Below are 23,911 nucleotides of genomic sequence, written 5' to 3'. Positions count from 1 at the left end.
CCGAATGGCAAGCTAGCCGTCAGATATAACGGTTATGTCAGGTGTGGCGGATTCCGTTGCCAGACTCTATTCCCCCCTTCCCCGCCTAGCTTCAAATATTACCTTTATAATCATATTGTTGCGCTATTGATGCCTGTGCCACAGCACTGGCACGCTAGTTGTAAACTATCATTTCAGTACATCCGCCGCTTCATCTTCTCCCCGCAACAAACACCGAAAGGAAAATTTCCTAATGAAAAAATCACTTTTACTTAAACTCACCATTCTGTTGATGATCGCCTCGACATTGTCGGGGTGCATCTGGGTAGAACCAGTCGGCTATCGTCCTGGTGGCGGAGACCATGGTGGCCATCATCGCGGAAAACATTAACATCATAAAGCTGATTGGTGCGGGAGAGTTGCCATGGCCATCGACAATGGGAAAATGCCTGCGGTTGTGCAACTCCGTCGCGCCGATAAACAGCTGACAAAAGAGGATCTCCCCAAAACCGGGGATGAGACAGCGCGACTCCTGCACAAGTTGCAGGTTCACCAGCTCGAACTGGAGATACAAAATGCCGAGCTCCGTCAGGCTCGGGACGAAGTCGAACAGGTGCTTGGAACCTACACCGACCTTTACGATTTCGCCCCGGTCGGCTATGTCACCCTCGACTGCGCCGGAGTCGTCCGTGCCGCCAGCCTCACAGCGGCCGGCTTCCTCGGGATGGAACGCTCCCGGTTAGCCGGCTGGAATTTTGGACTGTTCGTCGCTCAGGAAGCCCGACCCCTCTTCGCGGAATTTCTCGGCAAAGTCTTTATCCGTCCCGGTAAGGAGTCTTGCGAGGTGCCGCTCACGGCAGCGGGGAGGTCTCGACTCTATGTGCAGATCGAAGCTGTGGTGAGCGCTTCTGGGCAGGAGTGCCGCGCGGTACTCATCGATATTTCCGGTCGCCGGAAAATGGAAGAGAAGCTCGCAATTCTAAGTACCGATCTTGACACTCACGTCGCCGAACTGGCAGCCGCGAACATTGAGCTGGAGGCATTCAACTACACCGTTTCCCATGATCTGCGCCGGCCGTTGACGGTCATTAGCGGCTATTGTCAAGTCCTCCGCGACCTGTGTCGCAACCAACTCGATGCGGAGAGCTTGCGATACATCCATGAGATGTATGAAGGCTCCCGGCAGATGCACCAGCTCATCGATACCCTCCTCAAATTCTCCTGTGTCACCCGTGTCGCCATGAGCCAGGAAAAAGTTGACCTGAGCCAGGTTGCCGACGAGGTAGCCAAAGGACTGAAAGCCGCCGAGCCAGAGCGTCTGGTTACATTTCAAATCGCCAGCGGGATCGATGCCATCGGTGATGCAGGGCTGTTATGGGCGCTCCTCGATAATCTTCTCGGCAACGCCTGGAAGTTTGCCGGCAATCAGGAGGGGGCAGTTATCGAATTCGGAGTCGCGGAGAGAGAAAGCAAACCGGTCTATTTTGTCCGGGACAATGGGCCGGGCTTCGAGATGGCTTTGGCCGATAAGCTGTTCGTTCCTTTTCAGCGCCTCCCCGGGACGGACGTCGAGGGGCACGGCATCGGCTTGGCTACTGTGGAACGGATTGTCAAACGTCATGGCGGGCGGGTCTGGGCCGAGAGTGAACAGGGCAGGGGCGCAACCTTCTTCTTCACACTGGAGTGACCTCTCCCGTCAAATATAACAGTTGCGCTAGCCGTGACAGATTTTTTTGACGGATTCATTTCCACATCACCCGTTATTTTTCAATTTCTACCTTTATAATCAGTCGGTTGCGTTTTAGGTGGACGCTGTTCCCCTCCGGCACGTTCGTTGCGATATCCCTACATAACAGAATAAGAGGACTGGTCTTGTGTTTTGTGAAGTTGGCGTTATTTATAAAGGAACAAAGAAGAGGATTTTGTGCCTGACTTGATTCGCTACTTCCAGAACCCTGAAAAAGTCAGGGAATTTATAATGACTGCCGGTTTGCGATGGTAAACATCGGTAGTGGAAAGGAGTAAAACAATGGGATTCATTATTGCGGTATTGGTTGTGGTCATTTTGGTGATCGTTATTATGAGACTGACTTGATCATGGGGTTGCAGCAGGACCTTGTCAGTTACGATGGTGCGCTCCGGAGAGCAGGGCAACTATTCCACTCTCCGGAGCGTAATCTATTACTACCTGCTGAAGTGAAAGATGGAGAGATCCCGTGCTGATAGAGGTTCATAATCTTACCAAAGTTTACGATGAAGGAAGAGGTCTTCTGCCGATCAACCTGACGGTCGAAAAGGGGGAGTTGATTGCCATCATTGGCCACAATGGTGCAGGAAAATCGACGTTGTTAAAGATGCTGTCCAGTTGGCATCTTCCCGATAGCGGAGAGGTGATCGTCGACGGGATCGATCTGAAAAACCGGCTGGCAGTATCGAGGAAGATCGGTTTTGTCCCGGAAGTTCCGAATCTTTTCGAATTTTTTTCCGTTGAATACAATCTGAAAATATTTGCCCGTCTTTTTCAGGTCCCCTTTTTACGGATCGAAGAAATCCTCCATGAATTCGATCTGCTCAATTTCCGTAAAAACAGGGTGCAGATCTTATCCAAAGGGTTAAGGCAAAGGGTCAGTATCGGCCGCACTCTGTTAGCCGATCCCCCGATCCTGCTTTTTGATGAACCGACCTCGGGTCTCGACTTTGAGATGACCAAAGAGATCTACCGAATGATTAAAGCGTTTCATGCCGCCGGGAAAACGATCATCTTTACCTCCCATCGCCCGGAAGAGATCAAGACTCTGGCCACTCGTGTCATTATGCTCCATCAAGGAAGCCTGGTCTTTGATGGTCCGCCCCGGGAATATTTCCAATCGGAAGTTTATGAAAAGTTGTGTCTATTATGATGAAAAATATCATAACGTTAACGTTGAATGATTTAGCCATCGCCTTTAAAAACAAGACGATATTTCTGATAATTTTCATCCCGCTCTTTGTCTTTTTCTCTTTAAAACTGGTCGACAGTGCGCCGACCGACATTCAAAAAGTAAGAATAGGGCTTATTCAAAACGCAACCTATTCTCCGGTCATTCTCCAAACCATTACCTCGGCTGATGGAGTCTTTACCGTCTCCCGTGTTTCCAGCGAAGAAGAAGGTAAAAGCTGGGTCAAGGAAAAGAGGTTGGACGGACTGCTACTGCCGGCCGAAAACAAAGAGAATGGATTGATCCTGATCGTTTTGGAAAAAGGATCGCTACAGGCCCTTTCCATTGTCGAAACTTTTTCAGCATTACAGAATATGGTCGAAGGAAAGAGCATCAACTGGATTGCCGATATTCAGTCCCTGCAGGAAGGGGGGATTCAGAGACAAACACTGCCAACCTGGATTCTCATGCTGGTTCTTCTTGTCGGATTTATTATCATGCCGGCGCAAGTTGCCGAAGAAAAAGAAAAAAAGTTACTGATTGCCCTTTTACAAACACCGATGCGCGAAGTTGAGTGGCTGATTGCCAAGGTCCTCTCCGGGATGGTTCTGATCCTCACCGCCGTTATTATTTTGCAAGTGATGTGTAACTTCGAGACGGGCAACGTCCCGAGTTATATCGCATTTATCCTGGTTGGCAGCTTCTGCTTCAGCTCTTACGGCATCTTTCTCGGCTTTTTATGCCGTAATCAGGCGAGCGCCAGAACTCTGGGCGTTTTATTCTATCTCCCCCATCTGATCCCGTCGGCATTATCCGATTTTTCACAAAAGTTAACATCCATTGCGACTTTTTTACCGTCCTATCAGCTTTACGATCCGATTAAAAATATCCTGCTCAACGATGGGCACATCGCTAATCTGTCTCTGGAATGGATCAGCCTGCTTTGCGTCGGGCTCCTTACTTTCTTCTGTTCTTATCTGTTGATGAAAAGACGCTGGCTTATGTAAAGCCTGAAGATTAATGAACTGAACGATCGATTTCCACTGGGGAGGAATCAAGTGGCCATCATCAAACCAAGACTCTTGTCACTTCTACTGGTCTCACTATTGATTCTCGGCAACGGCTGCACCACCTTGCCGGACGTCTCAACGATGATTGATGAGGCGCCTGCCGCACAAAAACTCCGGCCGATAACTTCCGCCCGAGGGGAGCTGTCGCCCCGGCAAAGCAAGGCGCTCATGGAGCGGTTGCAGCATTCGGTCGAACCGATGAAGATTCTCGAACGCCATACAACCGTTGTCGAATCGATCACTGAAAGCCCCTTGACCGGGGGGAACAAAGTTTCTCTCCTCGCTGATGGTCAGGCAACCTATGCCGCCATGTTCAAGGCCCTGGAAAGCGCCAAAGACCACATCAACCTGGAAAGCTACATCATCGAAGATGGTGAAATTGGCCACCAATTTGCTGATCTGTTGCTGAAAAAACAGCGGCAAGGGGTTCAGGTCCATATCATCTACGACAGCCTCGGCAGCATGCTGACGCCCGATGCTTTTTTTCAGCGACTGCGTGACGAAGGAATCCAGGTGGTCGCCTTCAATCCGGTGAATCCCCTGACGGTTGGGAAAAAATGGGGGTTGAGTCCCCACCGGGACCACCGCAAGATTTTGATCGTCGACGGCAAAGTCGCCATTCTCGGCGGGATCAACATCAGCAATGTTTATTCGAGTACGCCTTTCAATCGGGGAAAAAACGAAAAAATACCGATCCACTGGCGTGACACCGACGTGCAAATTGAAGGCCCGGCTGTGGCGGAATTGCAGAAACTCTTTCTTGACACCTGGATGATGCAGCGGGAAGCGAAGCCCGCCCTGCGGGACTATTTTCCGGCTCCGCAAGAAGAGGGGAGCGCCTTGGTCCGTGTGATCGGCAGCACACCGGGAGAAAGCAACCGGGTTCCTTTTATTGTCTATGTGTTGGCTATTTCTTTAGCCGAGAAGTCGATTCACCTGACCAATTCCTATTTTTTTCCGGACGAGCAGATCATCAAGGCCCTGACTGATGCGGCCCGGCGCGGTGTTGACGTCAAGGTCATCCTCCCCGGCATCACCGATTCGCTGTTGGCCTTACATGCCCAGAGATCTTACTATTCCAAACTGTTGCGGGCGGGGGTGCAGCTGTATGAGCACAGTAATTCCCTGCTGCACGCCAAAACCGCGGTCATCGACAGTGTCTGGGCAACGGTCGGCTCGACCAACATGGATTACTTAAGCCTGCTCAATAACAACGAGGTCAATGCGATTATCCTGAGTAAGGAATTTGCCGGCGAAATGGAACAGATGTTTAACGGGGATCTGCTGAATTCAAAGCAGATTCACTGGGAAGAGTGGAAAAAACGGCCGTTGCTCCCCCGAACCAGGGAGTGGTTTGTCAGTTTGTTCGTGCGCTGGTTGTAAAGTAGGGGAAATGAGGAAAGTGAAACGATGATCAAGATTGGAACCCTGCCGAAAATCTTCCTGTTTCTGGCTGCCGCGGCGATTCATTTCTCGGCCGGTTCAGCCGCCGCTGTCGTGAAGCCCGGGCAGGGCGGGATTCTGCTCGACACGTATCAGCGGAACATCGCCAAGTTGGAGACGAGCAGTTTCGGTCTTCCGCTCTTTCTCACTTCTTTTGCGAAAAACAATCGAGTGCATGTGGATGTCTACGGGATCTTTGATTCTCCCTTTAGCAGCGTTGTCAACGCTCTTCAGGTTCCGGCCAACTGGTGCGGCATCGTCTCCCTGCACCCCAATGTCAAGGCCTGTACTTTCCGGGAAGAGCCGGGTAACAAGCTGCTGACCTTTTACTTCGGCCGCAAATTCTATCAAACTCCGGAAGAAGCGCATCAGGTTCTTTACCATTTTCAGAACGTGGTGCAGGAGCAGACGTATCTGGATATTATGCTCAATGCCGAGGATGGCCCTTTCGGTACAGAGAACCACAGAATGAGGTTCGAGGCTCTCCCCCTGTCCAAGGACAGGACTTTTGTTCACGTCAGCTATGAATACAACGAAAGTCTGGCGCTGCGCCTGGCGGGCAAGGCTTATTTTTCCACCCTTGGCCAGGACAAGGTCGGGTTCACGGTGACCGGAACAGATAAAAATGGCAAGGACATCCATATCGGCGGGCCGCGGGGCGCAACCGAACGGAATGCTGTCCGCTACTATTTCGCGATCCAGTCCTTTATGACGACGATGCCCTCCCCCGAAAAAAGTCTTTTCAGCCGGCGGATTAATAACTGGTACGATCTTACCGCCCGCTACAAAGAGCAGCTCTTTGAACTGGACAAGCAGGACTACCTCGCCTTCAAGACCTCAGAGCATAAAAACCAGTTGAGGCTGCAACGGCAGCTTGGACCGACCCTTTAGTCCCGCCTGTGTCACAAGCTCACTCCGCCTTCGGCTCCCGTGCGCCAATTTCTATGATCTTTTTAGCAATATTCTCAGGCGAAAGAATGAAATCGATGCAGTCGCTCGATCTGGACATCCCATTCAACCATCTGGGCCGAGAGTTTCTCGACGTACTCAGTGCGTTTATTCATGATTGTATCCCCTTTGGCTAAGAAGTGAACGGCCAGGACTCCTGATTCTGACTCACTCTTCCGGAGGGCAGACGCGATGCACGCGTTCGGCCGGATCTTGACGGTAGTAAGCGCCAAGGACGCGATAAAGATCGGGGGAGTGCTTCTGGAGAGCGAGGGGGCGAGCGAAGAACTCTTCGGTTGCCACGGCAAAGAACTCGGCCTCGTTCCTGGCCGCGTAGGCGTCGAGGAAAGTTTTTTGCCCCTGCCCGGCGAGATCACGCAACCGAAGGAATTCCCGGGAGCACACTTCCACCCACTCAGCAAGCTGGTCATGGTCGACGAGAGGGGGGGTGCCGTCGGCGGTGCCGTCAAGCATGTCGAGCTTATGAGCAAATTCATGGTAAACGACGTTGTGACCCTGACCGGGGTGACGCGCTCCGTGCAGGACGGCGTCCCAGACGAGGATCACCGGCCCCCGGGCGATGGCCTGGCCGAGAATGGGGACATTGGCTTCCACCGGGCTGTCGACACGCTCGAAAACACCGGGTTGATGTTCAGGAATGACAACGGTGGAGGGGTAGACAAGGATCGATTCGACGTTGCGATAGTAATCGTGAGGGAGCCCGAGAAGGAGCAGGCATGCCTGAGCGGCAATGGTGACGCGGATCTCATCGGTGAGGTCGAGGCCGCCGCACCCTTCCCAGTTCTTCTCTGCCAGAAAGACCTGGATCAGCGCGAGGAGTTCGTCGCGTTCGCCATCCGTTAGCGCGCAGTAGTGGGCCACGTTCGTGCGCAAGAAGGCCTCCCACTCGGGGCGGAAGGGGCGCCGTCTTATCTCTTCACGATTATGATTTCTCATCCAGTGGAACATCTTCCCTACCTTCCTTCGCGCTCCTCTAACGGACGCGGTAGTAGTAACGGTTCAAATCCAGGAGCCCGCCCTGCACCGGCTCGTCTTCATTAAAGCGTTGCTGAAACCAGTCATAAGTTGCCCATAAACGCTCGTCCGCCCGGTTCACGCCATAGCGGGCCAAGCGTGCCAGCTCTTCGGGACTGTTATCAAAATGGCTAAGAAGAGCGATGAAATCGGGGAACTCCTCCTCTTGCACATCAAAGAAATAGTTCGGGTAGCAACCGATGAGACCATCAATGAAGTCGGCGCTGTCCCTTGACGGATCAAGGCGATCCTCCTCGTCGCGCATGAAGGCGACATTGTCGTGCCAACGATTGAGAACGATGGAAAAGGCGACATCACGTCCCTGCGCCCGTCGTACCCGCACAAAGGCAAGATTGGCGTTGCTATCATTGGCGATGGTGAAAAAGGGTGCCCCGGGCCGGGAAATAGCGCGAAAGGCTCGCAGATAGTCATTGGTTGTTTCATATTTGTCCGGTAGCTGCGGATCAACACCCCCGGCGCGCAGGTAATTCACCGGATCGAAGGCGACGCCGCTCGCCGGCAGGAGATGGCGGTCGACAACATACTCGACGAACTCTCGCTTCGGGTCGTCCGTTACATAGGATATTTTTGTCGGCAAAGCGGAGGGATAGTAGCCGATATTCTTGGGTTTAACCTCCTGATACCACGATTGCATGATCTCCTGGCGACTCACCGGTGGAAGGAAATTCAGGAAATTACTTTCCGCTTCGATGCGCAACTCATCCATGTAAAGCCGGGTCACCAACTGGTGACCGGCCGTGCCGTAGACATCAAACCCGGCCACGAGGGCGTAATAGATCCGCTCCAGCAGGGGATAGTCGATGACCCACATCGTCTTCGGCAGATTGCCCAAAGCCCCCTTGTGCACCGAGGCACTCTCGAAATGGCGATAGATGGTGAGCAACGGGGCATCGGCGGCCCGGTTCCCCTTCCAGATGGCGTCATAGCCGAGGCCGGCAAAGTTCAAGGCCGCATAGAGATCCTGCCGGGCCCGGTAGAACGCCACCGCCGACTCACGGTGGTCATCGGTGAGCGCCGAGAAGGCGCGCAGGTCGCTCCCCTGCTCGATGGGCATCCGCAGCTTGTCGCTGTTCATCTTGAGGAAACCGGGATAAGTCACGCTCAGATCATGCTCCGGGTCGACGAACATGATCCAGAAATGGTCATCGATGACATTGAGGGCGATCTGCCCCTTGCAGACCGGGCCGTGGATGAAGGACATGATGATGTAGTAGGCATTGTCGAGCAGGAATTGATAGCGCGCCCGCGGCGGGATCTGCTCGAAGGCGACAAAGGGATTGGCGCTCAACTTCGCGTCATAGCCCATGCGATGCGGCGGCTGCAGCCACTCCGGCGCGATAAAGAGCTCGTTGAAACGCTGCAGTTGGGCGTCGTCCAGATTGAAGACCATATGGGTTTTGTAGACGATGGTGGAGTGAATCTTGCGAAAGCGATAATAGACCTGCGGGACGCCGGGATCGTCATAGGGGCGAACGCTGGCAATCAGATCCAGAGGCAGGCCGGGAGCCGTCCTGGAGCGGACCAGTTCATAAAACTCGTTGGTCGGGGTGCCGAACTTCACGTGCGCCAAAAAGAGATGCTCGTAGAGGTAGCGGGCGGTCATGGCATGTTTGGCATCGTCCTGATTGAGAAAGTCTTCCCACTGCAGGATGGCCTGCGCATCGCTGGCTTGCGGCGACGTCAGTTCCGCCTGCGCGGCGGCATCGGGACCCTTGGCGCCCTGGACCAGCCAGCCGGCGATGAGGTCGAACTCCTCCTGCTTGAGCGGGGGGAAACCAAAGGGCATCCCATTGTTCGGATGCTTTTCCAGGTAGCCACCCAGCTCTTTGCCATTTTCCGCGCAGCTCAGATCGTCCGATTCCGACAGGTACTCCCCCACACTTTTCGGGTTTTTCATCTTATGGGACAGCATCTGCATCATGAGCGAGTCATTCAAACCATTGGCAACGGTGCTCTCGGTAACACTGAAGAATTTTTTCTGGCGCCACTGGGCGGTGGTCTGCGCATCGGTAAAGAGACGGGTCGGGTCCATGGCCGTGAGCCGGGAGGAATTATAAACCGCCTCCTTGGTAGCGCCGCGGTCCGCCCCCTCAAAGGAATCCAGTTTAAGTTGGCAGGGGGAATTGTAGCAGGAGTGACAAACCGTGCAGCGTTTGTCGAGAAGCGGCTTGACCTCCTTCTGGTAATCAATGGTCCGGGTCGGAATCTTGAACGCCACCGGCGGGAGAGCTTTTGCTGCGCAGCCGGCCAGGAGAAAAACCAGAAGCAAAGCTGGAACGAAGGGAATTTTCATGAATGGTTCACCTCAAAGCCTGTCAATTCCTGCGCAAAAAATGGCGCCTCGCGAGGCGCCATTTTTATTCAGCCAAACGGGTCTATGCCGGAATTTCCCGACCTAAAGAATCCTTCTTCCTTGAATGATCCGTACCAGCACCACGATAACGGCAATGACCAGCAAAATGTGGATCAAGCCGCCCATGGTATATGATGTAACGATTCCAAGCAACCAAAGCACGATCAGAATTACACAGATGGTCCACAACATACATCCTCCGTAATGAGTTGCGGTCAGGAATCCAGCTTCCTGCCGTTGCAACGTTCAATTCACATGAATGCTCTTCACTATTTTACTACCAGGTCGTTTTCCACGGAGGCAACACCCTCAACGGCCTTGGCAACCTCGCCTGCTTTGGACACGCTCTGCGCCGAATCGACAAAGCCACTTAACTGAACGACTCTTTTGTAGGTCTTGACATTGATTTGAAACGTTTTCAGGGTCGGCTCATTGAATATTGCCGCTTTTACCTTGGTCGTGATCACGGAGTCATCAACAAATTCGCCGGTACTTTGTGTTGTTTGTGTGGATGCGCATCCCAGAAATGCGGTGAGCAATCCGATGCAGACCAGAAATTGTAATGTGCGCTGTAGTTTTTTCATGATCTTCTTCCCTTTCAGCACTTTGGAAATTGTAGGTTCATTTGCCACTTGCTATGGTCGACATGGTCGAAAGCTTTGCCGGCCTACTTCCCGCCGGAATATAATTCAGCCTTGATTTCATCGAGAGCGTAAATGACCGGCCGCAGCGATGCTTTCAGGTCCACGAGATCCTGGACACTTTTTTGGGCGATGGGGGTGACAGATGCGATTCCGTTCGGGGTTAAATCGTTAGACAGATACATCTGGATTTCTTTGAGGTCGGTTATGTATGCCTGATAGCTCTCCTGGACCCCTTCGTTGGCGGCCGAGACCTGAGCATAAATATCAGCTAGTTTGTTCTGGCGCTCTTCGCTGAGTTCGCGGAGGCGGGGATTGGTATAAGTGTTTCCTTCTTTTGCCCACTCGGCAAAATATTCCTTGGTGTTTACTTTCATTTCCGCCATGTACTTAAGAACTTTATCCCCTGTCTTCTCCAACTCAACGACATTGTCGGAATAGCTGGTGAAGGATTTTTTCAGGTCGGATTGTCCGGGACTGAGGACAGCGTCAAGGGATGCCGCCGTGGTATCAATCTGAGCAACCATTTTCCTCATCTCAGTGTCGACCTGTTAGATGGAGTTGGAAGCTTTGACGGAGCGCTGCATGCCGGTTGTTGCACAACCGCCGAGGAAGGAAGCAGTGGCGAGCAGACAGATGGTGAGAAAGGTCAGGGAACGAACTCTGTTTTTCATGGTGATCTCCTTTGATTCGGGCTAAGTGGTGAAAGTTTAGCAACAACATCCCATTTTGCAAATATTCCAGTAGATGACGACGGACGTCACGGTTTAATGTATTAGCAAGTGGCCTGCCAAGAATAAAGACCGCACTAGATCTCAAGTTTAAGTTTTATTAACAGGTGGTTAGCTTTTAGGAAGGTGAAGCGACGGGGAGGAGGAAGGGTTTTCTGGCCACAATATTTGATGGAACCTCAATATGTTGCGGGTGAGTTGCCAGTGCTGACTTAAAAAATATCCCCGGCGGCAGGAAGCTGAAAAACCCTGTCGCCGGGGAGGAGAAGATCGGTTGCTTCTTGAGCGTCTACCTGGCCATCTGCTGCAGGACCTCCCCGAGTTTTTTCACTTCCTCGCCGTAACCGGCCCAGTTTCCCTGGCGTTGCAGATTGATCGCCCGTTCAAAAATGCTCATCGCTTCCTTGGCCAGGTCGGTCGGCGCGGCGCTTAGATCGACCTTGCCACCCGGAGTGGCGGCGATGGCCGGGGACATTTCCGCCCCGAAGAGGCGTTGCAGGGCGAGTTCGAGATTCTCTTCCATGACCACCTGATCGTCAAAGGAGACGATGACCCGCTTTAGTTCCGGCAAGCCGGCTTTGTCGGCAGCAAGGAAGAGGGGCTGGACATACAGGAGCGACTTTTCGATCGGGATGACCAGCAGACTGCCGCGGATAACGTCGGAGCCGCGCTGGCTCCAGAGGGAGAGCTGCTGCGAGATAAAGGAATCCTGATTGATACGGGCGTCGATCTGTTTCGGGCCGTAGATCAAACGGTCACGCGGGAAGGTATAAGCCATGATCTTCCCGTAATTCTCCCCGTCGCAGCGGGCGGTGAGCCAGGCCGCGAGGTTGTCGCGTTTCGAAGGGGTAAAGGGGAGGAGCAGGATGTACTCTTCCTTTGCTTCGCCCGGCAGCTTCATAATCGTGTAGTAAGGCTCCATCGGCTTGTCGCCGAGGGCGGGAATCTCCCAAAGATTCTCCTTGTTGTAGAAGACCTTGGGGTCGGTCATGTGGTAAGCGGAGAACATCGAGGCCTGCATCTGCAGGTACTGATGCGGGTAGCGGATATGCTGGCGCAGATCGGCAGGCATGGCCGCCATCGGCTGGAAGAGTTCCGGGAAGATTTGGCTGTAGACCTTGATCAGCACATCGTCCGGGTCGCTGATATAAAAGTCGATAGAGCCGTCATAAGCATCGACCACCGCCTTGACCGAGTTGCGCAGGTAATTGATCCCCCCTCGGAGCGGCTGGGAATAAGGGAGGCGATCCGAGAAGGTGTAGGCATCGACAATCCACTTTAACCGCCCGGCTTCGTCTACGACCATGTAGGGGTCGCCATCGAAACGGAGGAAAGGGGCAATGATTTTAACCCGCTCATTGATGTTGCGGTTGTAGATAATGCGGCTCCCTGCGGTGATATCGGTCGACAGCAGGATCTTTTCGGTCTTGAATTTCGCGGCGAAAAGGGCTTTTTTCAGCATCGAATCGATCACCACCCCGCCCTGGCCGGCGTAGGTAGTGTTGATGTTGCCGGTGGCGGTCGGATAACTGAACTCCGGCACCTTGGTCTTGACGATCACGTAATCGTTGGAGAGTTCGCCGAAATAGATCTCCGGGCGGGTGACCTTAACGTCGGCGAGACTGACCGCAGGGATATCCTTGACGAAAAACTCCGGCAGCCCTTCCTTGCTGATGCGGCTGACCGGCCCGAAGGTAATGCCGTTGCCATGGGTGAAGATGAGGCGTTCGTTGATCCAGTTCTTACTGGGGAGATCGGCGTAGGAAAGCTCGCGCGGCGAAAGCATGACCTGGGTGTACTGACCGTTGACGGTGTAACGATCATTATCGACATCAAAAAATTTGTAATAGGTCCGGATCTGCTGCAGCTGGCTGTAGGTCTTGAGCAGCGGCCCATGATCCCAAAGGCGGATGTTCTTGATCGTGGCGTCATTGTTGGCGATATCCGCCGCCGTCAGTTTGGTATCGACATCGAAGGGGATGGTTTCAATCTTTTCGAGATCATAGCCGAAGCGGGTCGACTTAATATTGTGCTGGATATAAGGGGTCTCAAGGGCCAATTCGTTGGGGGCAACCTTGAATTTATTGAGGACACCGGGATAAAGGCGGATGCCGATCACATAAACAGCGATGACAAGAATCAGCGGCAGCAGCGCCTGGCGCCAGGACCCTTTCCAGCCGCCGAACGCCAGCATGATCCCTGCCAGCGGGGTGAGAAAAGTCAGAATCTGGTAGGTGAGGAGGCGGGAATTGACATCGACATAACTGGCGCCATAAAAATTGCCGTTATTGGAAAAGAGCAGGCGGAAGCTTTCAAGATAAAAGCCGGCCGCGACTACGCAGAAGAAGATGCCAACCAGGACGGCAAGATGGCGGCGAACTGCAGCGTCGATGGCTAGCCCCTGCTCGGTCAAGGTGATGCCGCCGCGCAGATAGTAGGTGACAACGCTGATCAGGGCTGTTGCCAGCAGCAAAAGGGTGGCAAAGCTCTTGAGCATCTCCAGCAGCGGCAGGCTAAAGAGATAAAAACCGAGATCCTTGCCCAGAACCGGATCGATGGTGCCGACGCTGGCGCGGTTGCTAAAGAGGAGGACTTGTTCCCACTGCATCGCCCCCCACTGTCCGACTAAAAGAGCCAACGCAACGCTGACCAGCAGGCCAAGGGGGGTGACAAAGCGCAGGATTTCGCTGCGCAGCAAGCGGGCGCTGCCGACGACGATGTAGGTGCCGGCATAAGGGAAAGCCGCTTTGTTAGCGAAGAAAAGATTGATCTGGGCAAAGATGAAGAGGAGCGCTGCAAAGAAGACGCCGGCGCCGATTTTCGCATACAGGGTCGTGGTGAAGACCGCGGGGAAGCCGGTCTCGACGAAAAAGAGCCAGTCCGTGTAAAAGCTGATCAAAAAGGAGAAGAAGGGAAGGGCCACTAACAGCGCGGAAAAGAGCACGAGATTCTTGTACTGTTTGAGCATGTTGACTCCTCAGTTTCTGCGTTTACGGCTCAGATCGCCATGGAAAGATTTTCGGTCTTGAACTTGTCGCCGAGGGTAAAAAAAAAGATCTTTATCCCGGCATGCACAATGCCCTGGATAAAGATCTCGCTGACGATTTGAATCGTCTCCAGCCCGGGTTTTCACCGGATTGACGGGCCTGGAGCCGGCCTGGTCGGCGGCCGGTAGCTACTCCTCTTTATAAGGAAAAAAGGATGCCTGCCGGCATGTTGAAAGTCAAGCGATATCGACAACCGTTCCGCCGGGGAGGTGCGAGCGCTGCCTCTGGATCTTCGCCAACATCAAAAAATCGAGCCGTTATGCCGTTGTTTCCCATTTAATCGCCTGCACCGGACAGACTTCATCGCAGGCGCCACAATCGATGCACACCTCCTTATCGATAATATAGATCGGCGTACCTTCACTTATCGCCGCCACCGGACAAACGTCCACACATGCCCCGCAAGCGATACATTCATCGATAATATAGTGAGTTCCCATCGTCCTTCTCCTTTGTCGGCTTGAGGTTGGCTAACGATCGATCTTGCGTCCGAAGTTGCGGAATTCGTCGAGATTGCTGAATTCGCCCCAGGCCAGATACTGGTTGGGGGCGTTGGCGAAGGAATAGATATTTTCGAGAATCTGGAAATGCTTGTGTTCTTCAGCAGCGATCTTCAGTAACAGTCGTTTTGGCCCTTCCTCCTCTTCCGATTTCGCCGCGCTTTCGTAAAGACGAAAACTCTCGGCTTCGAGCTGCATGGCGTGACGATAGCTGTCAAGGTCATCCTTTACCGCCTCGCCTGACTCCTTTGGCAACGCCGCAAAAACGTTTTTCGAGAATTCAAGAACCGTCGAATCGGCCATGGCAAAGTTCTTCCCTCCGTCCCGCAAAGCCACAAAAGTATCGTAATGTTTCTGCTCATCCTCAGCCAATCGGGCAAAGATCGTCTGCAAACCGGGGAGAGTGGCGTCTTTCGCCAGTTTTTCGTAATAAATTTTGCCGTCCTGCTCCATCTTGATCGCGAAGTCGAAAATATTCATGTCAGCCTCCGTTGCGAAAAATCTCAGGGTCGCTGTCTGCAAGTCTATCCGCCAAAGCGGCCCCGTCAAGAGACTCTTTTTACTCGCCCGGTTCTTTGCACAAACGGCTGCAGGCGAAGGGAAAGCTTCTTCAGTAATAGATGGTAGCGATCAGGCTGTCGGTATAGGTGCCGACCAGGACGGGTTGCCGCGGGGGGATGCTGCCGTAAAGCGTGACGACCCAGGGGGCGGTCCTGTCCACCAGCGAGGAGGGCGCTGTCGAACCACTGCTACCATCGCCGATCACTTCCGACAATCCGGCACTGATGTAGATATTGTAGAAAAGAGGGGCTCCGCCGGCACTCCCCATCATTCCCCGCTGGCCGAAATTGCCGGAACTTCCGGCAGAGAGCGTGAGCTGCACGGTTGCCGGCGAATCTCCTTTGTGATTACAGATGATCGTCACCTGGGCCGTTGCCATTTTGGCTGTCGGCAAAAATATATCGTAAAAACCGAAGCTCAGAGGCGTCACATTCACCCGGCACGCCGCCGACCAGGCGGGGGTAGCGATCAGACTCAAGCACCCGACTACCAGAAAAATAAAAAATCTAAGGGCTGGCATGACAATCTCCTTTTGCCAATGGAACAGTTATTGCATCTGCTCGGCATCGACGGTAATCTTTCCCATGTCGATAAATAGTTCATCGCTGACCGGAACTTCAAGGTCAAAAGTGCGTTCTTTGTCATCGATCCACAAGGTGGCCCGATAGCGGGGTGAGAGCGCGACGCCTTCCTTCGGTTTAATTAACGCTTCGCAGCCCTTCATTTTCGTCTTTGTCCCGCCTGCGGCATGAAAGTCATCGGGGGTAAAATAGAATTCCCCGCCGCGTCCGGTCGGTATGGTCAAACTTTGCCCTGCGGCGTTCAGCAGTTCGACCTCGCGGAATTCAACCGGCTGGCTGTCCTCTCCGCGCCGGAGATAAAGATGTCCGGTGACCGGTTGACTGCGCACCACATCAAAATCGACACAGGAGCCACTCCGGGCCGGGGGGGAAAGGTAATACTCGACGCTGGTGATGCGATGATCGATAGGGATATCCGTATCGTCAATCGAGATGCGGTTATCGAAGTAAGAAGTGAGGCCGGGAATAAGAGCCAGGCCATTCTCGTCCGTACGCCCGACCTCTTCGCCATTGCGATAGACTTTTACCTCCGGCAACGTTCCGACCCGGACCAGGGTAAAGCTGTCATCGACCGGGCGCGAAGGCTTAATGTGCCCGCCAACCCAGGTCAGTGCCCCGGCTGCCCCCAGAGAAAAAGCCGTGGCCGAACCGCTGTCGCCCCCCTCGAAATAGCCCCGCCCCCGGATGTTAAGATAGCGGCTGCGATGTTCCCCGGAGGCGTCGAGATATGACGCACTGCCGGAGTCCCCACTGCGATGCCCTGCCGTTGCCAGATAACCATATCCGGCACCGGCGGGGGCGTTGCGCTGGACATCGACCGACTGGCTTGCACTCCCCGGCTGCTTTTCAAGGCGCAGCGCTGTCTGGGGACGGTTTGGCGGTGAATAGGTCAGGATGGCGAAGGCCGACAAATTGCTGTTTTCATCGCGGGTCTGTTGAATAAAAAGATTGCAGCTCACCATGTTGAAGAGGCGGCGGCCATAAATCGCTCCGAGACTGGTCTGCGTCGTTCCGTTGTAGAAGTCCCGCTGCGCGGCATTGATTGTTAACGAACCGGCGGCCAGGCTTCCCCAGCCGATCGTCCCCCGTATCTGCTGCTGCAGCGCTGCTCCGGTCGTTGTTGTTTCGGATAATGTCTGCCATCCATCAGTAACGTACTGATATTCGAAACTGGTGCTGAAGGGGCGGCGATTGAAGGCGTAACGCAGCAGACCAGCGCCACCACTTGCATTGCCCGTGTTTCCCCCCACCGCCAGACTGATGATTCCGCTCGTTCCGGCGAGGACATCGAGGTGGGGAGAGACCATGAACAGCCCGTCTCCGGCCTGGAGGGAGTAGCCGAGCGTCAGCCGCCGGTTCCAGCCATAACGATGCATGCCGAGCAGGGCCGCTGAGCTGTAATGATCTTCACTGCTGCCGTAGCCGTCACGGCGCAGACCGGCACTGTAGCTGTATTCCTGAAGCCCCGGTTTGAGGAGTTGATCCGTCAGGTAATAAGGGGAGCTCAAACGGGTTTCGCGACCGAACTGATCGCGTAGTATCAGCTCGATGTCGCCATACCCCGGGGCGCCGGTCAGATTTTCGAGCTGGAACGTCCCCGGTTGCAGCTTTTCGGTCCGCAGCTTGAAGCCGTTCTGGTAAATATCGATCTCCCCCGGGCCGGCAATCGACCCGGCATAATCAAAGGTTGGATACTGGATGAAAGCGGGATCGAGATCGAAATTGCGACTGACCGTCAACCCTCCGAAGCGCACTGCGGGGACAAGGAGACCGGCCGGCGTGATGGCGTCACCGACAATGAGGCGGCGCAATTCGTCCCGCCATTCCCAGGTGGCGCTGGTCATCTGCCGGACGAAGCGCGACTCTTCACTAGAAACTTCGTAGCGGTGACCGCTCAAAAAGAGGAGATTGCGGCGCCGAAAACCGACTTCACCGGCCAAACCACCGCTGCTCCCTTCCATGCGGGAATCGGTTGCAAAATCGAGGAGGTAATTGATAAAGGCGCTGGTCTCCATTGGGCGTTGCACCTGTCTCTGCTTTTGACGAGATAAGTCGATGACGGAGGCGGGGAGATACTGCGGTGGGGAGGTCAAGGACAGGGCCAGCTGGCCTTCGTCAAAATCTACGGAGATTTCGGGAAATTCGGTCAGGAAAAAGTAGCTGGTATTGCCAATAATTGTAGTCGATTTCGGATCGATCAGCAGCCCGAGGGAAGGGAGATCATCAATCGGTAGCAGGAAGTTCCCCGAGCCTTCCCGTTCCACAAAAAACTCTCCCCGCGTCACCCCGTTAACACTGATCTGGATCACCATTAATTCGGCATGGAGGGATGCGGGTATCAGGATTAAGAAGAGGAGGAGAACGAAGCGCTGCAATGTCAACTCTCTTGCCACGAGCGCCCGCCAACGGGGCACGGGGATGGGGGAAGAGCAGGGATTCCTCAGGGGTTACAGGCCTGCGGGTCGACTTTGATCGCCGTAGCGATATCTTCACGATCGGTGTCTGCCAGGATTTCGAGGGTGGCGGCTTGGCGACATTCTTCCGGCGGCAGGGTAAAGAGATAAGGGCGGGAGGCGCCGCTCAGTAGATACCAACCGTCGATCTTCCGGCGCAGGACTTCGGCGCCGTTCGCATCTTTAGCGATCAACTGCACCGACTGGATACGAAAATGGACGTTACCGGTATTTTTGATGACGGTTACTATCTGCCCCTTGTCCAGGGTCGCCTCGGTGAACTCACCGCGGGGTTCGCTCTTGAGAGGGGCAACATAGATCGGTATGCCGAACCGGAGAGTAATGGCGATCGTCGCTCCCTGGTCGGCCTTGCGTGCTTCGGGAATCTCTTCGATAAAGAGACGATAGGTCTTTTCGCTGCTGGTCGCCGGGATTTGCATGCCGACGCGCAGCACCTGACTTTTGCCGGGCTCGATCGTCAGAAGGCGCGGGAAGAAGACCAGCTCGGCATCCTCTTGGTACTGATCCTTGCCGTCGCTATCCTGAGACCATGTATAAGATTTGACCTGCAGGGAGATCTTGTTCTCTCCTTCGTTGTAGAGAGTGATCACGCCGCTGCGGGTCTTTTGATCGAAGTTGAGGAGGATCGGAATCACCCGCCAGCCGTCTGCCGCCGCAGGCAGGGGGCGAAGGAGGGTGAAAAGAAGAAAGAGAAAAAGGAGGAATGTCGGAGTACGATAGGAGCTCATGCGTTCTAATCTAGTCGGGATCGCAACAAGATTCAAGAAAAACCTCCGATATCGTCCTTCAGGGGAGAATCGACAGAATCACCGTATCGCTGTAGGCACCGGCCATCGCTGCTCGATAGTCGCTACTGCGCACCGTGCCGGTGATGGAAAGAGTTACAGGATCACCGCGTGGCACGGAGCCCGTGGTGGGGGTGTAGCTCAATTCGTAGGGGAGGAAGTTTCCGGCAAGGGTGGTGTGCGCCATCTTGTTGGTATTGAGACCATCATTGTCGCTAAGTAGATAAGAAGCAATCGGCGCACTGCCGTTACAGCGAAAAATGAGGGTCGCGCTGGCAGAAACATCCGCTGTACCGCCAGAATCGATCGTCCCGAAGATCAAGTCCCCGGTGGTGGTGGAAAATTTACAATTACTCTTGGTGAGGACTGTCGCCGAGACGGACAGGGCGCCAACGTCGGCGCCCCACCCCTCCATGGGCAGTGACAGGAGGATCGAGGCAGTCATAAAAAAATAAGCCAGGATCGCTCTCATACTCACCTTTCAGTTAGCAATGATGAACTCGCAAAGAACTCCGGGGAGGGGAGCATTGCTCCTCTCCCCCGGAGTCGATTTGGCAAGCGGTTAGGGGGTAACAGACAGAATCACGTTGGAGGTGTAGGCCCCGGCCAAAGCGGTCGCATAAGTACCAGCAGCAATATTACCGGTAATTGCGTAGGCAACAGCTGTGCCGGTCCCCGTTCCTGAGCCCGTATGACCCAAGGTAAAGGGAATGGTGCTGGCCCCGTTGACGAGGGGTTTAGTAGAGGCATCGTCGCTGACGGTGAAAGCGGTGCCGTTGCTGCAGGTCACTTGTACTCCGCTTGCAGCGACCGGGCCGACCGCGCCCCCGACCAGGGGATCAAGGGCGCCGAAGCCCAGGGTGCCGCCGGTGATGGCGCAGGTAGCGGTGACATTGGCCGTGACAGTCAAGGTGGCGGTGCCGGCGGCGAAGGCGGTTGAAGAGACCAGTGCGATTGCGGCTGCGAGGACGAGAATCTTTTTCATTGGTAAGGTTCCTTTCAGGTAGATGTTTCTTGTCTACTAATTGACTCTGGGGCGATATGCCCATAAACGACAGTGTTGCGCTGAAAAACAAAAAACTCATCTTCGATAAATACCGAAGATGAGTTGGAATTTTCTCTCTCTTCCTTCGGCAGCCCGGCTATCCTCTGTAATGGTAGGATCCGTAGCTTTGCGTCATCAGATTACTCTGACTTTGCTATTATCGTGAAGTAGCCCTACCATAAGTCTATTTTTTTGCAGAAGTCAACAAGAAAATATAAAAAATGCAAAAGCTGATAAATTATAAGTGAGCCGGTTAAACCCGTTTGCGACGGCAAGATGATAGCGGGACTCGGTGGGAGTCGTTTGCTGCCTTGATGAGGTGCATCAAAAGAAGGGATGGTTGAAGGCTTTCGGATGGTGAATGGGAGAGGGGCGGTCAAAATGCTCCGCTTAAAGGATTGTGGTCTGCATGGAAAGATGAAGAGGATAGGTGCCGACGACTACGTCGGGAGTGAGGAGAACCCGCAGGTCATAGGAACGCTCTTCCTGCTGGCTGCCGGCGATGGCAGCAATAACGAGTTGATCGCTGGCTGTCCCTGCCTGCTTGACCAATACCTGTTCGGCGCCGTTATTGGCAACTTGCAACAGAACCTTGCCCTGGATGATGTTTGTCTGAAACTGGACGGTGACGGCTGCGGTGAGATCGGTATATCCTTTTTTAATGTCCTCAAGAGTCACCTGATAACTGCCGGCCTGCTGAATGGCCTGGGCTTTGAACCAGGGCGATACCATGGCATTGACCCGAAGACTGGCTTTGTTGCTGGCCGTCGCTTCTTGTACAAGACCGGCATAGAGCAGGCTGATGATCATGAGGCCGATGCTGAAGAGATTTTTTCTGGTCATGACTACCTGCCTTTCCCGGCTGTCGGGGCCGCTGTTAATATAGGCCATTGCGATAGGTGTGCCATTTGTTTAAATATATGTAATTACTATTGAATGTTGATTAAATCAGTTTGTCGGATCGATTTCGAGTCATCGTTTTGACGCGACAGGAGGGATGAAAGGGAAGACGCGCGACGCAGGCTTAAGCGAGATGGAGCAAAACAGCGGGCTATGGGCAGGGAAGGCAATAACGACTGATCAGGAAGGGCTGTGTCGACATTTTGACTTGAGGCATTTTATTGGCAGTAACGGTGCACTTTGCATTTGATCGATTATAATGGTGGGGGATGAGTGATGGCGTAGAAAAGGAGAGTGAGGCATGAGCAGAGTAAACGGCAGCGAAATCAATCTGGTCCTCGGCGGCGAGGCCGGTCAGGGATTGCAGACGATCGCGCAGATTCTGGCGCGAATGTTCATGAATGGCGGCTTGCACGTGGTGGCTGAAAGCGAGTTCATGTCACGTATCCGTGGCGGCAGCAATTCCGTGACCCTGCGTGCCGCCACTACCCCGGTCCGGGCTTTGAGCGGCACCCTCGACCTTTGTGTCCTCCTTGATCGCGACGCTCTACCGCGCCTGCGGGGTCGCTGTGGGTCAGAAACGTTGCGGATCGGCGACCCGCAGCTCTTCGCAGAGGACCTCGGCATCCTCCCCCTGCCGCTGCAGGAGCTGAGCAAAGAGATCGGCGGGGCGATTTACGCAAATAGTATTGTCTGCGGTTACCTTGCCCGGATCATCGGTTGGAATCTTTCGCCGCTGGAGGGAGCACTGATGCGGACTTTTACCGACCCTGCGATCCTGAACAAAAATTACGCTGCGGCCCGCCTCGGCTGGGAGGAAGGGACCGAGACGATTGGCCGCTGTTCGCTGCCGTTGGCGGAGGCCAGGCCCGGTCGTCTTATCCTCGATGGTTCCCAGTCCGTGGCCCTGGGGGCGCTGGCCGGCGGCTGTAACTTCATCTCCTCTTACCCGATGTCGCCTTCCACCGGGCTGCTCATCCATCTCGCCAAACAGGCGCACAGCCACGGGGTTGTCGTCGAGCAGGCCGAGGACGAGATCAGCGCCATCAACATGGCCCTCGGCTCCTGGTATGCCGGCGGTCGGGCGCTGGTCAGCACCTCCGGCGGCGGTTTCGATCTGATGGCGGAAGGTTTGAGTCTGGCCGGCGTCATCGAATCGCCGCTGGTCATCCATCTGGCGCAACGCCCCGGTCCGGGGACCGGCCTGCCGACCCGCAGCGAACAGGGGGATCTGGAGATCACCCGTTATGCCGGGCATGGTGAATTCCCCCGCGCCATCCTTGCCCCCGGTTCGCCGGAAGAGGCCTTTGCCTGTGCCGCCCATGCCTTCACCATGGCTGATGCGGCTCAGGCGCCGGTCTTCGTTCTCACCGATCAGTACCTCCTTGATACCCTGTACGATCTCGACCCTTTTGTCCTACCGGAATTTGCACCGCAATCGCGAATTATCGCCACTCCGATCAACTACCAGCGCTATGCTCCCGGCCTGGATGGTGTTTCGCACCGAGGCATTCCCGGCTTCGGCAAGGGGCGGGTCTGCGTCGACAGTGATGAGCACGACGCCGACGGCCGGATCACCGAGGATTTTGATGTGCGGATCGCCATGGTTGACAAACGCCTCGCCAAAATGCGCCGACTGCAGGAGGATTACGCCATCCCTCCGAAACTTTTCGGGCCGGCTGACTACCGGCGGCTGATCGTCGGCTGGGGTTCAACCCACGCCGCAGTCGCCGAAGCGCTGGCACAACTCCAGCCCCAGGCAACCGCTTATCTCCATTGTCAGCAAGTCTACCCGCTGTCGCCGGCGCTTCTTGAGCATCTTCAGCAGGCGACGGAGATTATCGTCATCGAGAACAATGCGACCGGCCAGTTCGCCCGCCTCCTCCGCGCCGAGAATGCTTGCAAAGTTCACAAGGAATGGCACAAATATAACGGCCTCGGCTTTAGCGTTGCTGAGGTGGTGGCATTAATCCGGAAGGAGGTGGGGATATGAACGAAAATCCTTATCTGCGGAATGGCTGCGATATTGCCTGGTGTCCGGGCTGCGGTAATTACGGCATCCTCAAGCTGGTCAGCGCCACCCTGGCAGAGTTGCAACTCGACCCGCAGCAGATCGTCTTTGTTTCCGGAATCGGTCAAGCCGCCAAGCTCCCGCAATATCTCAACCTTCACTACTTCAACGGTCTGCACGGCCGCGCCCTGCCGCCGGCGACCGCGATCAAGGCGAGCAATCGCAAGCTGACAGTAATCGCCGAGAGCGGCGACGGCGACATGTATGGCGAAGGGGGAAACCATTTCCTCCACTGCATCCGCCGCAACCCCGACCTCACCAACATCGTCCACAACAACATGGTCTACGGCCTGACCAAGGGTCAGGCTTCGCCGACCAGTCCGCGCGGCCTGGTGACGCCACTGCAGGTTGACGGCGTCAGCCTCGAACCGTTCAACCCGCTGGCCGTCGCCCTCGCCCTCGATGCCTCCTTTGTGGCCCGCGCTTATGTCGGCCACCCCGAAGAGACTCGCGCCATCCTCAAAGCGGCGATCCAGCACCGTGGCTACGCCCTCGTCGATCTGTTGCAACCCTGCGTGACCTTCAACAAGCTCAACACTTATCAGTGGTTCGAGGCGCACACGACCGCACTGCCGGCCGAGCACGACCCGGGCGACCGGGTGCAGGCCTTTGCCCTCGCCTGCGAAGACGACCCGCTACGCCTCGGCATCTTCTATCAGAAGGAGAAGCCGGTCTTCGAAGAGCAACTCGCCGCCTACGCCGACGATCCCCGTCCCCTCTTCGAACGCCGCGTCGATCTCGACAAACTGGCCACGACGATGCGGGAGATGGGATGAAAGAGTCCTTCGTCTGTCTGAATATTAATTTT

The 23,911-nt window shown here is 54.7% G+C and carries 21 protein-coding genes and 1 riboswitch; of the genes, 7 read left to right on the top strand and 14 right to left on the bottom strand.

Translation table 11 applies throughout. The features are described from left to right. The first annotated feature begins 403 nt into the window (after nt 1-403). The 5 genes from CVU69_07765 to CVU69_07745 all read left to right on the top strand — a co-directional run bounded on the left by CVU69_07765 (nt 404) and on the right by CVU69_07745 (nt 6,301). Nucleotides 404-1,666 (top strand): hypothetical protein, encoded by a 1,263-nt coding sequence (locus tag CVU69_07765; protein ID PKN12372.1) that lies wholly within the window; start codon nt 404-406, stop codon nt 1,664-1,666. Between the two features lie 529 nt (nt 1,667-2,195). Continuing rightward, nucleotides 2,196-2,879, top strand: a complete 684-nt coding sequence (locus CVU69_07760; protein ID PKN12371.1) for a bacitracin ABC transporter ATP-binding protein — start codon at nt 2,196-2,198, stop codon at nt 2,877-2,879. After that, a complete protein-coding gene (locus CVU69_07755) occupies nt 2,876-3,904 on the top strand; it encodes a hypothetical protein (GenBank protein PKN12370.1) in 1,029 nt (342 codons plus the stop codon). The genes CVU69_07760 and CVU69_07755 overlap by 4 nt, the downstream gene beginning before the upstream one ends. 144 nt (nt 3,905-4,048) lie before the next feature. Next, nucleotides 4,049-5,350: a cardiolipin synthase gene (gene cls / locus CVU69_07750; protein ID PKN12451.1), complete on the top strand. Its 1,302-nt coding sequence runs from the start codon at nt 4,049-4,051 to the stop codon at nt 5,348-5,350. Nucleotides 5,351-5,377: 27 nt separating this feature from the next. Then, nucleotides 5,378-6,301, top strand: a complete 924-nt coding sequence (locus tag CVU69_07745; protein PKN12369.1) for a hypothetical protein — start codon at nt 5,378-5,380, stop codon at nt 6,299-6,301. Between the two features lie 74 nt (nt 6,302-6,375). On the opposite strand, the gene CVU69_07740 is transcribed toward CVU69_07745, so the two are convergent. The 14 genes from CVU69_07740 to CVU69_07675 form a co-directional block, all read right to left on the bottom strand. Next, nucleotides 6,376-6,591 carry a hypothetical protein gene (locus tag CVU69_07740; protein PKN12368.1) on the bottom strand — a complete coding sequence of 72 codons (216 nt, stop codon included), beginning with the start codon at nt 6,589-6,591 and terminating at the stop codon, nt 6,376-6,378. Next, complete coding sequence (locus CVU69_07735; protein ID PKN12367.1) at nt 6,527-7,327, bottom strand: hypothetical protein; 801 nt, start codon at nt 7,325-7,327, stop codon at nt 6,527-6,529. Before CVU69_07735 ends, CVU69_07740 begins: the two co-directional genes overlap by 65 nt. A gap of 25 nt (nt 7,328-7,352) precedes the next feature. After that, nucleotides 7,353-9,707 (bottom strand): peptidylprolyl isomerase, encoded by a 2,355-nt coding sequence (locus CVU69_07730; GenBank protein ID PKN12366.1) that lies wholly within the window; start codon nt 9,705-9,707, stop codon nt 7,353-7,355. A 329-nt stretch (nt 9,708-10,036) separates the two neighbouring features. After that, nucleotides 10,037-10,351: a transporter gene (locus tag CVU69_07725; GenBank protein PKN12365.1), complete on the bottom strand. Its 315-nt coding sequence runs from the start codon at nt 10,349-10,351 to the stop codon at nt 10,037-10,039. 83 nt (nt 10,352-10,434) lie between these two features. After that, nucleotides 10,435-10,935: a hypothetical protein gene (locus tag CVU69_07720; GenBank protein ID PKN12364.1), complete on the bottom strand. Its 501-nt coding sequence runs from the start codon at nt 10,933-10,935 to the stop codon at nt 10,435-10,437. 493 nt (nt 10,936-11,428) lie between these two features. After that, nucleotides 11,429-14,107 carry a UPF0182 family protein gene (locus tag CVU69_07715; GenBank protein ID PKN12363.1) on the bottom strand — a complete coding sequence of 893 codons (2,679 nt, stop codon included), beginning with the start codon at nt 14,105-14,107 and terminating at the stop codon, nt 11,429-11,431. A gap of 336 nt (nt 14,108-14,443) precedes the next feature. Next, nucleotides 14,444-14,626 (bottom strand): ferredoxin, encoded by a 183-nt coding sequence (locus CVU69_07710; GenBank protein ID PKN12362.1) that lies wholly within the window; start codon nt 14,624-14,626, stop codon nt 14,444-14,446. Between the two features lie 30 nt (nt 14,627-14,656). Next, nucleotides 14,657-15,166, bottom strand: coding sequence for a ferritin (locus tag CVU69_07705; GenBank protein ID PKN12361.1), 510 nt, complete (start codon nt 15,164-15,166; stop codon nt 14,657-14,659). A 130-nt stretch (nt 15,167-15,296) separates the two neighbouring features. Then, nucleotides 15,297-15,767 (bottom strand): SCPU domain-containing protein, encoded by a 471-nt coding sequence (locus tag CVU69_07700; GenBank protein PKN12360.1) that lies wholly within the window; start codon nt 15,765-15,767, stop codon nt 15,297-15,299. A gap of 27 nt (nt 15,768-15,794) precedes the next feature. Next, nucleotides 15,795-18,203 carry a hypothetical protein gene (locus CVU69_07695; protein PKN12359.1) on the bottom strand — a complete coding sequence of 803 codons (2,409 nt, stop codon included), beginning with the start codon at nt 18,201-18,203 and terminating at the stop codon, nt 15,795-15,797. 65 nt (nt 18,204-18,268) lie between these two features. Continuing rightward, complete coding sequence (locus tag CVU69_07690) at nt 18,269-19,030, bottom strand: hypothetical protein (GenBank protein PKN12358.1); 762 nt, start codon at nt 19,028-19,030, stop codon at nt 18,269-18,271. A gap of 58 nt (nt 19,031-19,088) precedes the next feature. Further along, nucleotides 19,089-19,559: a hypothetical protein gene (locus CVU69_07685; GenBank protein ID PKN12357.1), complete on the bottom strand. Its 471-nt coding sequence runs from the start codon at nt 19,557-19,559 to the stop codon at nt 19,089-19,091. Between the two features lie 90 nt (nt 19,560-19,649). Then, on the bottom strand, nt 19,650-20,072 hold the full coding sequence (locus CVU69_07680) for a hypothetical protein (protein ID PKN12356.1): 423 nt from the start codon (nt 20,070-20,072) through the stop codon (nt 19,650-19,652). A 144-nt stretch (nt 20,073-20,216) separates the two neighbouring features. Continuing rightward, a riboswitch (cyclic di-GMP riboswitch) is annotated at nt 20,217-20,298 on the bottom strand. Nucleotides 20,299-20,522: 224 nt separating this feature from the next. Beyond that, complete coding sequence (locus tag CVU69_07675; GenBank protein ID PKN12355.1) at nt 20,523-20,975, bottom strand: hypothetical protein; 453 nt, start codon at nt 20,973-20,975, stop codon at nt 20,523-20,525. Nucleotides 20,976-21,333: 358 nt separating this feature from the next. Here CVU69_07675 and CVU69_07670 point away from each other — a divergent pair, with 358 nt between their 5' ends. Together CVU69_07670 and CVU69_07665 are read left to right on the top strand one after the other, a co-directional pair. Continuing rightward, nucleotides 21,334-23,025, top strand: coding sequence for a 2-oxoacid:acceptor oxidoreductase subunit alpha (locus CVU69_07670; protein ID PKN12354.1), 1,692 nt, complete (start codon nt 21,334-21,336; stop codon nt 23,023-23,025). After that, complete coding sequence (locus tag CVU69_07665; protein PKN12353.1) at nt 23,022-23,879, top strand: 2-oxoacid ferredoxin oxidoreductase; 858 nt, start codon at nt 23,022-23,024, stop codon at nt 23,877-23,879. Before CVU69_07670 ends, CVU69_07665 begins: the two co-directional genes overlap by 4 nt. Nucleotides 23,880-23,911 lie beyond the last annotated feature (32 nt).

It is taken from the genome of Deltaproteobacteria bacterium HGW-Deltaproteobacteria-4 (assembly GCA_002841765.1).
In the GTDB taxonomy this organism is placed as follows: domain Bacteria; phylum Desulfobacterota; class Desulfuromonadia; order Desulfuromonadales; family UBA2197; genus UBA2197.
This window is presented reverse-complemented; position numbering and strand designations above follow the sequence as displayed.